The organism is Colwellia sp. Bg11-28, from assembly GCF_002836245.1.
In the GTDB taxonomy this organism is placed as follows: domain Bacteria; phylum Pseudomonadota; class Gammaproteobacteria; order Enterobacterales; family Alteromonadaceae; genus Colwellia; species Colwellia psychrerythraea_A.
In genome coordinates this window covers 547667-563364 of sequence record NZ_PJBA01000006.1, presented here as the reverse complement: position 1 = coordinate 563364, position 15698 = coordinate 547667, and the positions used below count along the sequence as shown (strand labels likewise).

The 15698-nt window shown below is 35.3% G+C and carries 14 protein-coding genes; 4 read left to right on the top strand and 10 right to left on the bottom strand.

From position 1 onward, the window contains the following. Nucleotides 1–86: 86 nt before the first annotated feature. From CXF79_RS09420 to CXF79_RS09405, 3 genes are all read right to left on the bottom strand, one after another. Complete coding sequence (locus tag CXF79_RS09420) at nt 87–2345, bottom strand: bifunctional diguanylate cyclase/phosphodiesterase (protein WP_101156239.1); 2259 nt, start codon at nt 2343–2345, stop codon at nt 87–89. A gap of 276 nt (nt 2346–2621) precedes the next feature. Then, a complete protein-coding gene (locus tag CXF79_RS09415; protein ID WP_101154748.1) occupies nt 2622–3404 on the bottom strand; it encodes a phytanoyl-CoA dioxygenase family protein in 783 nt (260 codons plus the stop codon). A gap of 268 nt (nt 3405–3672) precedes the next feature. Next, nucleotides 3673–3915 carry a hypothetical protein gene (locus CXF79_RS09405; protein ID WP_011044199.1) on the bottom strand — a complete coding sequence of 81 codons (243 nt, stop codon included), beginning with the start codon at nt 3913–3915 and terminating at the stop codon, nt 3673–3675. A 335-nt stretch (nt 3916–4250) separates the two neighbouring features. On the opposite strand from CXF79_RS09405, the gene CXF79_RS09400 reads away from it, so the two are divergent. Both CXF79_RS09400 and CXF79_RS23805 read left to right on the top strand, forming a co-directional pair. Next, nucleotides 4251–4631 (top strand): c-type cytochrome, encoded by a 381-nt coding sequence (locus CXF79_RS09400; protein WP_101154747.1) that lies wholly within the window; start codon nt 4251–4253, stop codon nt 4629–4631. A 307-nt stretch (nt 4632–4938) separates the two neighbouring features. After that, nucleotides 4939–5070 (top strand): hypothetical protein, encoded by a 132-nt coding sequence (locus CXF79_RS23805; protein ID WP_269801457.1) that lies wholly within the window; start codon nt 4939–4941, stop codon nt 5068–5070. Nucleotides 5071–5269: 199 nt separating this feature from the next. On the opposite strand, the gene CXF79_RS09395 is transcribed toward CXF79_RS23805, so the two are convergent. The 7 genes from CXF79_RS09395 to CXF79_RS09365 form a co-directional block, all read right to left on the bottom strand. After that, nucleotides 5270–6370, bottom strand: a complete 1101-nt coding sequence (locus CXF79_RS09395; RefSeq protein WP_101154746.1) for an arsenic resistance protein — start codon at nt 6368–6370, stop codon at nt 5270–5272. Between the two features lie 2 nt (nt 6371–6372). After that, the gene (locus CXF79_RS09390) at nt 6373–6837 is read right to left on the bottom strand and encodes a helix-turn-helix transcriptional regulator (protein ID WP_232769130.1); all 465 of its coding nucleotides are present in this window, start codon (nt 6835–6837) and stop codon (nt 6373–6375) included. A gap of 24 nt (nt 6838–6861) precedes the next feature. After that, nucleotides 6862–7419 carry a cytochrome b/b6 domain-containing protein gene (locus CXF79_RS09385; protein ID WP_101154745.1) on the bottom strand — a complete coding sequence of 186 codons (558 nt, stop codon included), beginning with the start codon at nt 7417–7419 and terminating at the stop codon, nt 6862–6864. Between the two features lie 899 nt (nt 7420–8318). Continuing rightward, nucleotides 8319–9938, bottom strand: a complete 1620-nt coding sequence (locus CXF79_RS09380; protein WP_157825862.1) for a hypothetical protein — start codon at nt 9936–9938, stop codon at nt 8319–8321. Nucleotides 9939–10211: 273 nt separating this feature from the next. Then, nucleotides 10212–10748: a hypothetical protein gene (locus CXF79_RS09375; protein ID WP_232769129.1), complete on the bottom strand. Its 537-nt coding sequence runs from the start codon at nt 10746–10748 to the stop codon at nt 10212–10214. 467 nt (nt 10749–11215) lie between these two features. Beyond that, on the bottom strand, nt 11216–11875 hold the full coding sequence (locus CXF79_RS09370) for a hypothetical protein (RefSeq protein ID WP_101154742.1): 660 nt from the start codon (nt 11873–11875) through the stop codon (nt 11216–11218). Between the two features lie 108 nt (nt 11876–11983). Beyond that, nucleotides 11984–12580, bottom strand: coding sequence for a hypothetical protein (locus CXF79_RS09365; protein ID WP_157825861.1), 597 nt, complete (start codon nt 12578–12580; stop codon nt 11984–11986). A gap of 619 nt (nt 12581–13199) precedes the next feature. Between CXF79_RS09365 and CXF79_RS09360 the strand changes: the two genes are divergently transcribed. Together CXF79_RS09360 and CXF79_RS09355 are read left to right on the top strand one after the other, a co-directional pair. Next, a complete protein-coding gene (locus tag CXF79_RS09360; protein WP_101153835.1) occupies nt 13200–14456 on the top strand; it encodes an IS110 family transposase in 1257 nt (418 codons plus the stop codon). Between the two features lie 203 nt (nt 14457–14659). Next, nucleotides 14660–15592 (top strand): FRG domain-containing protein, encoded by a 933-nt coding sequence (locus CXF79_RS09355; protein ID WP_157825860.1) that lies wholly within the window; start codon nt 14660–14662, stop codon nt 15590–15592. The last annotated feature ends 106 nt before the right edge of the window (nt 15593–15698 follow it).

Genomic DNA, 15698 nt, shown 5'->3' with positions numbered 1-15698 from the left:
CAACAATGCTCAAGAGATTAGTGAGTGTTCGTATTAGTTCATTGATATTTACGCGCGAAATAATTAGCATTTAGAATACTCAAAGGTTATTCAAAGATAGCTTTATTATGTTTATGCCATGCTAAATAATCATTTGAAATCATTGGTTTTGCAATTAAATAACCTTGAATTGAGTCAATGTGCATCGTTTTCAATATTTCGAATTGCTCTAACCCTTCAACGCCTTCAGCTACCACAGATATATTAAGACTTTTTGCCAAGCTTATTATCATTTGAACAATATTAAATCCGCTGCCATCATCTAGAACTTTATCAATAAAACTTTTATCAATTTTCAATTCTTTAACTGGAAAAGCACTTAGGTGGGTTAAGCATGAATAACCGGTACCAAAGTCATCTATTGAAAATAGGAACCCCTTGTCTTTGAGTCCTTCCATTTGCTGCATCGTTTTATCTATATCACCTGACAACATTGATTCAGTTATTTCTAATTTAATTTGTGATGACCGTATATTGAAATTCTTAATTGTATTAAGTAACTCAGTTTTTAAAGTCGATGAGTTAAATTGACATTGACTGATATTGATTGAAACATTAAATGACTCATCAATCATATTATCAGCACTAAGTTGATTAATTAAAATGCAAATATCTCTTAGCACAATGTTTTGTAGCTGTTGAATTAATCCATATTGTTCAGCAATAAGTATAAATTCATTGGGGGGTATTAATCCTTTACTCGGATGATTCCATCTAATGAGAGCTTCCGCTCCAACGACCTCACCTAATGCACTTATTTTAGGCTGAAAGTAAGCACAAAATTCATTACAAGCTATCGCCCTTACAATATCTTTTTCAAGCTCAGTTTGCTTTTCGAGTAGCGTTTGTAATTCAGGATCATAGAAACTATAACTATTACCTCCTTTCATTTTAGAGCGGTACATTGCGGTGTCTGCAAACTGCAATATATGCTCTGCTACTGAGTTTTCAGTATTTACTAAACAAATGCCAATACTACAGCTCATTTGAAATGCAAATCCATCTATTTCAAACTTATCTTGGAATACACTTCGTAGCTTTTGCGCAACTATCTCAGCTTCGATATTAGCTTGTTTGTTATCCTCACCAATATATTCCAGCAACAGAATGAACTCATCACCTCCAACTCTAGCTAAGGTATCGGATGACCTTATCACTGAGCTTAATCTATTTGATAATTCAATGAGAATTTTATCCCCTGCACTATGTCCTAATGAGTCATTAACTCTTTTAAATTTATCTAAATCCAAAAATAATAAAGCACCTGTTTTATTCGTGCGCTTTACTCTCTCTACACACATAGTTAACCTTTCGTTAAGCATCCTCCTGTTAGGAAGGCTGGTTAGGGGGTCAAAAAATGCTAACCGTTCGACTTCCTTTTCGGCCGTCCTTCGGATAGTAATATCTCTAGCCATCCATACCACATGCCTTTGGGATAAATTACTTGGCTGGTAATGTTCAATAGGTGCTGTTCTTCCTTCGAAAATAATCTTTCTACCGCTTTGAACTTCAAGCTGATATTCAAAAATTTGAACATCATTAGTCTCTAACGTTTTTTCGATTACCGACATAATCGGCGCAGAATCCTCTTCAGGCAAAACATCCTGCACGTTTTGTTGAATGAGTTTACTTAGCGAGTTATATAACAATTCATCAGATGATCCGTAAATATCAGTATATTCCCCCTCCTCACTTAAAATTAAGATCAAATCAGGCATGACTTTAGTAAAAGCTTGAAATTTTTCATTACTTTGCTGCAAATCAAAAATCAGTTGCTTAATTTTATGTGATTCAACATTTTTTTCTAGGGCTATGCTGGAAAAGTTAACGAAGTAGTCGATTAACTCTAAGTCTTCAATTGATGGGGTTTTAGGATAACTATGATAGATGGCAAGGGTGCCAAGAATAGTTGATTGCGTTGAAATAATTGGCGTTGACCAGCAAGATTTTAGGCCAAAGCTTAAAGCTAGTTCTTTATAATCGCACCATAACGGTGATGTTTCTATGTCTTTAACAATTACGCGCGACTTACGGTGTACTGATGTCCCACATGAACCTGCGCTTGGGCCTACCTGCCCCCCATTTATTAACTGACAATAGTTATAATCAATACTGGGTGCCGCACGATGAAAAAGTCGATCCCCTTTTAACGATAAGATTGAGCACCTTGCTGATTTATCCTCAATAATTTCTTCAATAGATAAACAAATATCGTTAAGAATGTCGTCTAAAGGCGTACCTAATGCAATTTTAGATAATATTTCTTGCTGATGATCTAATAATTTTCTTAACCTAACACTGTCCATGTTCATATTCTATATTCCATTATAGATTTTAATTTAATTGTGTTTAATTCATAAGAAAGGCGAAAAATGTCAAAGCCTTAAACACACTAAAGCAGTAGCTGTATTCTTATTGTACTATGATACCTCAAAAGGCAAAATTCAGCAGGAGAATATCAATAAAAAACTTATTTCAGACGGAAAAGATCTTTATTAATTTAAAATACCTAAGTTCATGAAGCTTTGGATAATGCTAGGTAGTATTTGCCACTAAGCAGCCAATGGCCTTGCGAACTAAAATTAAGTTTTCATCTTTAAATCGATGGTATTCATAAACAATCTAGGATCATCAATTTTATCCAGCATGGAGGTTTCTGGTAAACAATCATCATCAACATAGTCAACATAATCGCCAGTTGAATCAAAAACTAACATATCCAGCGATAATCGATCTAATCCGTATAGTCCCCGGTGGATCATATCAGCCGAAAAAACTAATAAATCACCCGCAGCTAACTTAATTTTTTTTCCGGTAGAGAGGCTTTCACTACTGACTCTGCCCTTTTCTTCTTGTCGGACTTCAAATTCTTCATCATTATCCCATCGTTTATGCGTTCCTGGCACCAGCTCCATACCAAGTTCATCAAATAATGGAATTCTAAAATGTACGACTTGTGTCTCAGAAATGACTCTCTTTTGATCTTCAACCTCATAATCATATTGACAATCTCTATGCCAAAAATCTTTTTGATGGGAATTAACGGGATTGAAAAATAATTGAGTATTCATAAATGCTGGATTAGCCGCCATCACAGAATCGATAATACTCATTATTTTTTTTGAACTGATAAAGTTAAATAACTGCACTCGATCGTCATATGCTAAATACTGACTTCCAGTGATTAAGGAAGAGTTGAACGCTTCCTCCCGATAAAATTCTTCATTATCTTTTTTCCAAGCTTCATGGAATTTTAATATGACTTTTCTAAGGGCTGATATTTCAGCCACATTAAAATAATCTCTAATAACAAAGTAACCTTGATCGTGATAACTGCTATATAACTGACTTCTATTTTCAACCATTTACGGCCATTGCCTCCACGTTAACGTTCTTATAAGAACAACACTTACTGAACCGTGAATTTTAATGGTAAACGTGGCAAATGACCATCAGTCACTCAAAAAAAACAGTATCGAGGGAGATTATAAAAAACTGGAAGTAATGATAAGGATAGTAACTAAAGATTATTCATTAGTATCTTTAGTTACTTGTAGTGCTGATAAACTATTTAAAAGGTGCCTGATGCAACTCAAAGTTTTCATTATTTTGATATTGTTATTATGACTAATGTTAATTAGTGATGTCATCTTTCATTTTTCGAGCGAATTCATCAGCATGCTCTTTACTATATTGACGCTCTGCTGCGGTATTACATATTTTTTTACTAATACGAGTACCGGTTACCTTAATACTTTTACATTCATAACCAGATGATTTTTGTGCTGCTGTGAGTTGACCATCTTCACTCTGCTTATCAGTATTACTACATGCAAATAGAAGAGTCGATAATGCAACTAATATAATGGTTTTCATTTAAAGTTCCCTTTATGTTAAATATTTTCATGGTCATTTTCCAACCAGACTGCCAAACATTAATCATTATCACTATGATTGTCAACTTTCTGATTTAATATTGTTTATTGAAACGTAATCAAAGATTAATACAATAAAAGACTACGAAAAAAATCGATATCAGCTCCCTTTAAAGAGAAAACTTACTGACTGCTCCCTTCCTCAACATAACAACTTAGTAATGAAAGAAACTCATACTTTATGAGTAGACTCATTTCATCCTTTTGGTCTACATCTGCATAGGGCAATTGATAATATAATATCAATGAGTCTTTCAGTTATATAAAGGGAATAAAATGAAAAGCAAAATATTGGGTATGTCAATTTTAGCAGCGACTATCTCTTTTACTTCATTAGCGAAAGGTAATAATGAAGTAATGATGCAAGCAGCAGGGCAAGAGATTTTTAAAAAATGTAGTGCATGTCACTCAACCGATACCAGCAAAAACACATTTGGTCCTAGCTTAGTTGGCGTTATAAATCGTAAAGCCGCATCACTTCCGCGTTTTGCCTATTCTGAAGCATTACAGAAATCAGAGTTAACTTGGACAGAAGCCAATCTTCGTCGATGGATGGCAGGTAATGATATTTTAGTGCCGGGTACTCGTATGCGTCATGTTCAAATTACAGACCTAGCCGAACAGAACTATTTATTGGCGTACCTTAAGTCTTTATAGTAATGACAAGTGTTTTTATCACGATGAAAAAAGAGCTTTAAAGTTAACTTTACAGGCTCTTTTTTAATACACAGTCCTATCATCTATACAGAATAAAAAAAATAATATATATCAAAGCAGTAAAGCGTTTACCTCCCCCTTATTCTTTTATAATATTTAACCTGTTTTGTCATTCCTCTCTCATCCTTTTTCAGATACCCTGAAACGATTAAAGCGTTGAATTAAAGGCTTTTCATGAACACTGCGGGTATCTACGAACAGCTAATTACGCAATTAGTTGAACAAAACTTAGTTCGTGAATACTTTCATGTTGGCAAACGACTATGGAAAATACTTCGTCGAAAGTATTGCCATAGATAAGCAAGATACTGAAGTGATTCAACCTTATTCGAAGCTGAATGTTGATGAAGCGGCCCATAAAGAAATGCGCGCGATATGAAAACTCTTTATAACTGCCCATGTATATTCCTTTTACGGATTACTCTTCCTTATTCCTTTGCATATTTTAGGGGTTAGTTTCTGCCATGATTACTGGTTATAAGTATCTGCCAAAAGATAAGGATGATTAAGTAATAAATGAGTTATAGTTAAGCCACAACTAAGGGATATTTAAGCTATGACTCATGATTGTTCGTTGATTACCCACCTTCAACAAACCAGTTTTGGGTGTGATTAATAAAATAAACTAAAGACAACATAACGGGTACTTCAACTAGCACTCCAACAACTGTCGCCAATGCCGCACCAGAATGTAAACCAAACAGCGAAATAGCCACAGCAACCGCTAACTCAAAGAAGTTAGATGTGCCGATCAAACAAGCGGGAGCCGCGATGTTATGTGGTAATTTCAGCCACTTTGCCGCTAGGTAAGCAATAATAAAAATACCGTATGTTTGGATCATCAGTGGAATAGCAATTAAGCCGATGGTTTGCGGCTCAGATATGATGGTGTTGGCTTGAAACCCAAATAATAAAACAACGGTCGCTAATAAACCGATAACCGACCAAGGTTTTAATGTCGCTAATAAGTTGTCTAATGACTTATTAGTACTGTCAGTATTTGTATTTGTTTCTTCATCAGCATTTATACTTACCTCTGCACTTTTCTGTGCATCAACTTTATCATTGCCCTTATTTAGCATTCTCCTGGTTACTACACCCGCAATTAAAGGCAATAACACATACAATAAAACGGAAATAAGTAACGTTTCCCACGGCACTTGAATATCACTAACGCCCAATAAAAATGCCGAAATAGGCGCAAAAGCAAATATCATGATGACATTATTGACAGAGACTTGAACCAAGGTGTAATTAGGATCGCCTTTGGTTAACTGAGACCACACAAATACCATTGCTGTACAGGGCGCTACGCCCAGTAAAATCATACCCGCGATATATTCTTGCGCCGATTCGGGGTCAACTAAATCTGCAAATAAATAGTTAAAACACAGCCAGCCTAACGCTGCCATGGTAAAAGGTTTAACAAACCAATTAATGATAATGGTTAGCACTAGTCCTTTGGGATTTTTACCGACATTTTTTATTGATGAGAAGTCAATTTGAACCATCATAGGGTATATCATCACCCAAATAAAAACCGCGACAACAATGTTAACGTGCGCAATTTCAAACTCGGCAATCAGTTGAAATATGTTGGGTTGCCATAACCCTAAGATCACGCCAAGTATTATGCTTAAACCAATCCAAACAGATAAGTAACGTTCAAAAATCCCCATGGTTAAACCTCTCTCATTAAATCTTCTATAAAGTATGCTGCCAGTTCGTGCCTGCCTGCACAGTTGGCTTTGGCATATATCGCGGTAGCTTGGCCTCTAACTGTTTTTTCCTTTACCTGTCGCGCTTCCGCTATTTCTTTCATTGAGAGCCCTTTAATTAACAGCAACGAAACCTCACATTCAGACACGGTAAGGCCCCAATGAGAGAATTGTTCTTTCATCACTTGCAGTAATTCACCAGCGAGTCTTGCTGTTTTCGATTTTTCTTTGATGATTACTTTGTTGAGAGATTTAACATGTTGAAGCTCGTGAAATAAAACCAGCGAAATGGCCATAAAAACCATTAGCTCAAGGCTGAGATGAAGGAAGCCGTCTTCATTACTCAATACATCACTGATAATGTCAAAAATAAAAAACACCATGGCAAATGCCAGCACGATGGCTGGCAAATATAACTTTAAAGACACTTAATACCTCTCAAGTAGGAAAGTTTAACGCAATTTATTATTGAACATTTTCCGCCAATTAGATTTACCACAAAGTGAATGTAAAATTACCGCCCCAACATGTAACGCTAAAAAAATAGGTATTAACGACTCACCTACTTCATGTAACTCTTCTACATACTCAAAAATGTTACTTTTACTTTCTGAACCCAGCATAAATAGTATAGTACCTGTAACTGACATCCAAATAAATATCAGTAGACCAAAAGCTTGCGTGACCCCTGCAAGCCCGTCATGAGGTCCCCGCTTTGGGATTTTTAACGTAAGTAGACTACGAAAATCTTCAATGGCATATTGCCTTTGCTGTTTTGAAAACGGGGACCATGCCTTAAAAGACAATGCCTGTGATTTAGTAAACCCCATCGCGACTCTTATCAGCATAATGCTCGCTAACGACAAACCTAAATAGCTATGCAATAAATAGCCATTTGAGGTGATCCCGTCTTCAGCAGACTCTCCGGTAAGAAAAGCAAAAACACCAAAAAAAGCTATACCTAAATGAATGAGCTTTGCGTAGGTTGGGTAAGCAGACTGATCGCTCATAATAACTCCAAAGTAGAAATTGAAATAAATTGTTGTTGTTGTTGTTATGAGTTTATTGCTTTAAAAGCATATAAACATGGGACAATTGTCTCTAATTCAGCTTTATAGGTCATATGCCCTATGTTATTCATTGATATCAATACAGTGGTAGGCTTAATACTTGCCACATAGTGAGATGTCTTTACAGGCGTTAGGATGAAACATTTAATTCCTCCCTAAAATACGTGGAAACCAGACGCAAAAAGGCCGATTCATCACGAATCGGCCTTTTATAATTATTTAAATCTAGTGGTGCGGATGGGGGGACTTGAACCCCCACGACCTAAGTCACCAGCCCCTCAAGGATACGTGTCTACTTCAATGACAATAATAAAAATAGAATACATCTAAATATCAAGTAATTGCAAAAATAAATTTTTCTATATGTTAATATTATAAAGAATAAAACACTGTATATTGGATCGCGATCCTTGCCAGGACATTGAGTATAGGATTATCTTTTCTTAACTAATGGAAGGATTTTATATGCTGATTATTTTACCTGTTCAATTTATTTACTTATTTAAAATAGTAAATAAATATTCAGCTGTCGCTGATTATTAGTGGGAAACGTGTGAATATTCTTTCATTGTAAATTTCACCTTCAAAGAGCCAAAAACATCACTTCACTAAACTAGGTTATATTCTTCCTCCACACTACAAAACCGATTGGAGAACTTAGTCTAATCGTCACTTATGCCACACTGCTGAACTAAGTAAGGATCATTAAAGGCGGCTTTGTGTGCCATAAGGGACGTTAAATTATCTAACTCCGTTACCTCTATAATTAGTTTTAAATAACACATCCCCAATTTATAACGCGTAAATATGCAGACTTGACCTCAACGATCCACATATAATTACTTCAGTTTGGAGTCGTTTATAAATAATATTGTTTGCAAACAGCTGGTTACAACTTCTCCACAAAACTTATTAGTATGAGTTTTAAATTCGTGATCTTTATAATAGTGATGAGCGAAGTAATTCCTAGATGTTATGAATTTTTGAATCACCTTAAAAAAATGTTTTTGTTTATTTGACCATTTTTTCCCAATAATACTAGTTTCAATTTTATTGAACACTGACTCTGGGCGATCTTGTAATTTGGTTAAATCACGATTATCTCCCACCGCAATGAGAACTGTTTTAGACGCATCATCTTTCACAAAAGCAGATAGTTCACGCAAAACAACATAAAAATCATCTGGCTCTTGTTTTCCAGATAAATTTAGAAGCATAGTTCTGATTAGCACTTCAGTTCTGATTGTCATCACAAGTAAAGTGTCTAGTAAACGTGGCTGAACGAAAGTAATATCACTTTTCTTATTTATTGACTTATGTAAATCCGAAAATGAACTAATCCAAGGTTCAAAACTTTGATATTCGTTTAACTGGTCATACGTTTCTGCTACTCCATCAAGATTAAACCACTTAGAATTGTCTTGACAATATATGGGAGTATATCGTTCGAAAATCAATTTAAAATGAATTTCCTCAAAATCTAGAACATCCTTTAGTTGTGAATGTGATGCAGCTTGACCATTACTATTAGCCCATTGTTTAAATAAATCTTCTTCGGTATAACTCAAACCGCAAAGCCATTCAAATAAAAAGTAAATATCTCGTTTTAAAGATTTTAAGGCAAAGTTAAATGCTGTCATTCCATTGTTATTTAGCTTTCGACTCCAATCAAGATGTAGTGTAAGAAGACTTCCTAAGCCAGAGTTTAGCTCTGAAGCTGTAATATTAGCTCTATTAAGTAAGTGCTGAGACAATTCACCATGCGTTGTAGTGAATAGCTTCTCAAGATGATTAAATTGTGAAATTAAAGTACGATAATGGGATATGGCATCAAAGATAGATGCATATTGAGACAACCACTTTTGATTTACGCTCCTTACTTTATCTTTGAATAGAAGTGAGCCTTCTTCCTTTGCCATATAACGATCAATGAATAGGCATTCGTTTGCAGCCTCTAAAATAACATAAGCTTTCCAATACGCCATATATGCTTCATTTGGGTAAAAACTTCTTCCGTTAGGGTGGTCACATTTAATAAGTTTTAATGGAGGTTGCACCCCAAATCGTTTTTTAAAACTTTCATTTAGCTGTGCATCATATGGATGAGATAATTCGGATAACGAGGTCTCATCATCTAATCTAATTATTAAATTATAATATCCAGCATCTCCAATATCATTTTTTTCACATTGATTAGACTGACGACCAGTATTCGGAAAGTTATCCCAACTTTCAAAATAAGATTTGGGTAATTCAACAAATAAATCAACATCAATACAATCTTCACATATTAAATCAATGATTTTAATATCATAAGGAAGCTTCTTAAAATGCATCTCTTTATTTATAAATGTGAAGAAGTCTCCGCTACACATTCTCATTACAGGTTCACTATTTAGCCCTAAGCTTAGATACCGACAATAGAATTCTTGAGAATTGTAGCTGATCCTTCTATGCATATTAAATCCTTGTATTTTTTGTAATATTCTTCTGAAATTTATATTTTATGCTTAATACACCCTATTAATATAAAAGCTATAGGGTCGCATTTTTATTTTTACTACCAATATACTATCCTAAACCATTTCGGCATATTAAGATCGAGCCATTGTAGCCCGACAAATTAATTATAATTAGCGTTAGTTTTTGACTCTAAGCAGACATTTATCTTTTCAGATAATTAGGTCAACTATTGCACCAAGGGAACATTGATACTAGGTTAGCACCAAAACTTAAACACTTAACCTGACTCTAGATTCATCATGAACATCAACTAATATTTCTATATTATTTAATGTCAAAGCTATCTTATTGTCGATAATCCGTATTCGCTCACGTATACGCACCCCTTTTTTAGAGTTAATCATTTTATATCCCACGGACTCCATTTGTTCGGTCAATTGAGTGAGAGTAAATTTAGGTTTAAGCTCTTTTTTTCGCCACAACATCATTTTTTGGTCAGCATTCTTTTTTAGCTTTAGATAATATTCAGATCTTGTTACGGGGGATAAAATAAGATTTTCAATGGTTACTGGCGAGTTTTCGTTTTTGAGTGTGAAATACTTTCTTTTAATATCAAGCTTATCTCGAATCATTTGATAAATATCATCAATGCTAACTAGGACTGGCTGGTTAAAACGGCTTAACGTTGTATGAAGCACTGTAGCTTGATTACGAGCTTTGATGTCTAGCTTATAAATATTATATTCTTCAGCAGATAAGCTTAGGAGGTTTTTTAAGGTGATTGCCTGCGTCTTATCAATAATCACAAGCTTCCCCTTTGGACTCTCAGCATAAACTGAAAATAGAGGCTCTAATTCATCGAGTGACAACTCACATTGTAAGCCCGTTCTTAGCCATCTAGATCTAATTTGAGCAGCTCTGGTTCTGATATTCATATGCTTAGTGTCTGCGTCATAATATAAAATCCATTTTAATGCGGTTAGCTACTTACACTACCACTTAAAGCTTCTAATGCACTGGCAAAATTAGCACTGTTACGACACTATTTTCCACCTTTTTGACCTTAGCTTTTGTTGGGGTAAAATTACCAGGACTCATTGTTCTAAGGTCGTTAGCTGCGACATTGCCTACATTAGGTGGTTGGCACTTAAAGCTGATTTGGATTAGATTTTGTATCGATAACGCCCCACTAAGAGGCAAATAACAGTTGGTTAAAATAAGCGAGGCACGAGCAAAAACCAACTGTTATTTGTACTGCTTGAGTGGCTTATAATTATGTGTTTTTTGCGATAAGCCAAGCAGCCAATGCACTCAGTAACACCGCAGCCCAATGGTTGGCAATATTAAACAAAATACTCTGAGCTTTTTGTCGCTTACGCGCATCAAAGAAATAAAGCCATTTTATATAGGTTTTCTCATTAAACGATGAAAGTTCAAGTAAACTATCCACTCTTTGAAATACAACAAATTGATGCAAGAACTTTTCAATCTTCCCTCTGGTTAGATCATTAGGATTATTCGTTGTGAATAACAGCAAAGAATCAACTTCAATTTTTTTATCATCGTTTTTTGCGGGCATGAGGATGACATTAATTATGCCTAACTTTGAAGTTGATATTACCAATGTAGGTCCATGTTCGGATTTATGATCCATTGTAACCTGCTCATCACCTTCGGTTACTACTCGATTTCCTGTCCATCGAAACGGGAAGCTAATTTGAATGACATCGTAGCCCACATAAAATTTGTTTGAAAAATCGCTATTCAGAGTAGTTGTGATATAAAAGTGGACATTTGAGTCAGAAAATAAATTATTGAACTCACGAAAAATAGATTCAATCTCTTGTTTTTTTATTGGCCAGTTAATCGACGAAAACCTTTTGGTTTTATCGTGCTTTTTTCGTTTTTTAAGTTCGCTATCGATAAACTTCACGCATAATTCCTAAAACACATAACAAATAAGGGGCTGATAATAAGTTGGCTAAAATGTGAAGCGGAGCGAAACCGAGCCAACTGTTAGCAGTCCCGCTTTATTTTCTTGTTAGGCAAACATTACCTTACCTATTAGAATATAAAAGAAAATAAGAACCCCAAGTAGGTACGGTAAAACGTAATCACTAAAACAGGACTCTTTAAATATTAATGAAGCACAAGCCCTAAACCAAGGAAAGATGAAGTGAACTTTATTAAAAGTTAACGTTACTTTTTCACTTTTGTAATGGTTATCTTTTCCCTCTACTGCAAATGAAAGCTCACCATTATATTCATACAAAAATAAGGGTTTAGATTTTAAGTTATAAAAAGCGACTTCATGGTGTGAGAGTGCCTTGGGATAATTTTTTGTAACCGTTTTATCAAGATAAGGTTTTAGGTTTCTATAAAAGTAACCTCTAAATGTATTAGAAACTCCAAGGGTCGGTACTTTTTTAGTGTACTGATAGAATCGCCAAAAAAAATATAGCCAGAAAAACACTAATACCCAAAAGATATTTTCTGCATTTGAAACCACCAATTTAATTCCAAATATCGAGATATCTGAAATTTTAATATCTAAAAATATATAAGCGCTAACAATAAGACTAAAAAGTAAAAAATTCCTCCTTTGCCTCAATACACCTTCTGGCATTTCGTTTTCCACCAAACCTCCTGGTTTGCCTAACAGCTTATTGGAAGGCATAGTGCCTTATTTAAACAAGGTATCATACCTACTTTTATAATTTATTGAGTTCAACCATACGGTTAATTCAATGATTTTCAAGGGATTACCAAGTACAAGGTTTTATACCATAAGTTGAAAGAAGGCGTCATGCCTTATTTCTCTCAAAAGGTGATATTACCTCTTAATCTGTACATAGAACTAGTGATAAATACAGACGTAATGCATGAGAAAATATATGGCTAAAAGCTATAGGTCAATGTCGGCAATGTCGGCAATGTCGGCAATGTCGGCAATGCGCACGCTGATCTTGCCCCATAATAATTTCATGATGTTTTTTTGAATGATTTTCTAAGGTTAACTTATGCCACATTATAGTCTTTAACTCCTGATAAAGACCATACTTAATCTGTTCAGGTAAGTGCCTATTTCATACGAATAATTGCCACATAACATTAAATGTTTACTCCTTTGCTTTCGATGTTTTAGGTACGCTTAAGCTCAATAACGAATACTCAGGGCTTGTACCATTCATTACTGGCTATATTGCTTTCGAAGAGCTGAGCATACTGACTGAACGCCTTAATGTTTAGGAGGTAATATGACTACGTTCACTACTGAATTTACTGCTCATATAGGTATTGATTGGGCAGATAAAAAACACGACTTTTGTATTCAAGGTGTCAATCAATCGACCCGTGAATTTGGAGTTTTAACTCACTCACCAGAAAAAATAGATGACTGGGTACAGTCTTTACATCAACGATTTGGAGGGCAACTGGCCATATCTATTGAGCTGACAAAAGGACCGATTGTGTATGCTTTGCAAAAATACAACTTCATCACAATCTTCCCTATCAATCCCTTGCTGCTAGCTAAATATCGTGAAGCATTTACACCGAGCAAAGCTAAAGATGATCCAACAGATGCTGAGTTAGCTTTGGATTTAATGATTAATTACCCTAAAAAAATCAAACCCCTTGCTTTACAAAGTACACCAATACGGAAGCTCATGTACCTGGTGGAGCAACGACGCCGATTAGTTGAGGATAGAAGACGTTTTGGGAATCGATTGATATACGTCCTTAAACAATACTTTCCTCAATTATTAGAGATGTTTAGCCATCGAGATTCGGAAATGTTTTGCAATTTTATTCATCGCTGGCCTAGTTTGCAAAAGTTGAAAAGAGCAAGAGCGGATACCATAAGAAAGTTCTTTTTAGCTGCTGGTGGGCGCTCAGTGCCACTAATTGAAAAGCGGATTGAGATCATTAATCATGCTCAATACATCACCGAAGATACCGCTATAATTGATTCACATCAGCTTCTAGCAATATCAATTTCAGATCAAATAATAACAACAGTTAGAGCTATTGGCATGTTCGACATCGAGATAGACAAGTTATTTCATGAACAACCAGATGCAGAGTTCTTTGAATCTTTACCGAGTGCAGGCCCTTGCATGGCACCACGGTTACTCGTCGCCTTTGGTGAAAATAGAGATCGGTTTACGACTGCATCAGAAGTACAAATGTACGCTGGCGTCGCTCCTGTAACCGTCAGAAGCGGACAAAAATCATGGGTACATTGGCGCTGGCAATGCTCAACATTCCTTCGACAATCATTTATAGAATGGTCAGCTAAAACCGTTCATTCATCTTATTGGGCAGGTTTGTATTACACCCAACAAAGAAGGAAGGGGAATTCTCATCAGTCGGCGGTAAGGTCATTAGCGTTTAAGTGGATCCGGATTTTATTTCGTTGCTGGAAGTCGAGAACGAACTATAGTGAAACGAAATATCTGAAGTCACTCAGAGATAGAGAGTCGCCACTATTATTGTTAAAAATAGTTGACTGAAAGACTCAGGGCGTGAAGAAGACATTAGCTAATAAGCGCCAAACAAGGTTTCGGATTAGGTTTTGTATCTATATCCGAGCTATTTTGAGTGACTGTCCCTTATAAGTTTTTGTTATGTTGCTGATGACAAACTGTAACTCGTCACTATTTGTACCAAAGTTACAAATACACTCATAATATCCTTTTTAAAAATGGAGATGATGATGATTCAAGACAAAGCCTTTTGGTACACATATGAGATTAATACAGAAGGTGAATTAACCGAGTTACTTGCGGAGCTAGATGGTTTATCACAACAATCAGAAAAAACGCTTTTATTTAGAGGACAACATGAAGCTGATTGGATGATAACTTCAACTTTTTACCGTCATTTCTCCAAAGTATTTAAATTACCTGAAATCACTACCTTTAAAGAGCTGTTACTGTATTTGGATGAAAGTACCGAAAATAATGATTACTCTGTTATTCATGACAAAATGATTCTAGAGTTCGCCGACTATTGCACTAAAGAACTAGGGCTGATAGTTAACCTACCTAAAGAAAAAGATAAGTTAGATGCTAACTTTTATCTCTCCTTAGCACAGCATTATGGATTGCCAACAAACCTCATAGACTTAACAAAATCTCCGTATGTAGCACTATTTTTTGCATTCGACTACAAAGATGATATGAAGCACAATTCTGATTATGTATGTCTATTCCAAACAAATACCATTAAATGGGTAGATACTATAAATAAACTTGTTTTGAATGGGCAATATTTTGTTGATGAATCTGATAATGAATTAAGAGAATTAGCGTCAGAATATAATTTTTCATCTAAAAACGTTGAATTTCCTGAGTTAAGAGATCCCTGCTTTGAACATAACCTTAGAATACGTAATCAACAAGGCTGCGTATATTTTAATAGTGATGCTGTTCCGTACGATGTTCTGATGTATAGGATGAAAGAGCGTTGTTCACTTAACGAACGGAGAATAAAAATCAATCGAAACTTAAAGCCTTTTGTCATGGACTACCTTAAAGGTAAAGGTATAACACATGATTTTATTTATCCAAAAAGTGAATTAGATCGATGGAAAGAAGCCCTTGAAAAGAAAACTAGCTCATTAATTGAAGAGTATAAAAACCAGTAAATAGCTCTCTGTGCGACCAGCTTTTATACTGCCCAATTTATGTCACCACAAGTCGCGGTACTCTAGATCTTCGTTATCTATGTCAGTACCGCGGTTTTTCTTAATA

What these genes read in the sequence shown, in the direction of transcription:
- CXF79_RS09355 (WP_157825860.1), top strand. Translation starts at nt 14,660, where the DNA reads ATGATTCAAGACAAAGCCTTTTGGTACACATATGAGATTAATACAGAA.
- CXF79_RS09385 (WP_101154745.1), bottom strand. Translation starts at nt 7,419, where the DNA reads ATGAGCGATCAGTCTGCTTACCCAACCTACGCAAAGCTCATTCATTTA.
- CXF79_RS09380 (WP_157825862.1), bottom strand. Translation starts at nt 9,938, where the DNA reads ATGCATAGAAGGATCAGCTACAATTCTCAAGAATTCTATTGTCGGTAT.
- CXF79_RS23805 (WP_269801457.1), top strand. Translation starts at nt 4,939, where the DNA reads ATGTTGGCAAACGACTATGGAAAATACTTCGTCGAAAGTATTGCCATA.
- CXF79_RS09395 (WP_101154746.1), bottom strand. Translation starts at nt 6,370, where the DNA reads ATGGGGATTTTTGAACGTTACTTATCTGTTTGGATTGGTTTAAGCATA.
- CXF79_RS09360 (WP_101153835.1), top strand. Translation starts at nt 13,200, where the DNA reads ATGACTACGTTCACTACTGAATTTACTGCTCATATAGGTATTGATTGG.
- CXF79_RS09405 (WP_011044199.1), bottom strand. Translation starts at nt 3,915, where the DNA reads ATGAAAACCATTATATTAGTTGCATTATCGACTCTTCTATTTGCATGT.
- CXF79_RS09420 (WP_101156239.1), bottom strand. Translation starts at nt 2,345, where the DNA reads ATGGACAGTGTTAGGTTAAGAAAATTATTAGATCATCAGCAAGAAATA.
- CXF79_RS09415 (WP_101154748.1), bottom strand. Translation starts at nt 3,404, where the DNA reads ATGGTTGAAAATAGAAGTCAGTTATATAGCAGTTATCACGATCAAGGT.
- CXF79_RS09400 (WP_101154747.1), top strand. Translation starts at nt 4,251, where the DNA reads ATGAAAAGCAAAATATTGGGTATGTCAATTTTAGCAGCGACTATCTCT.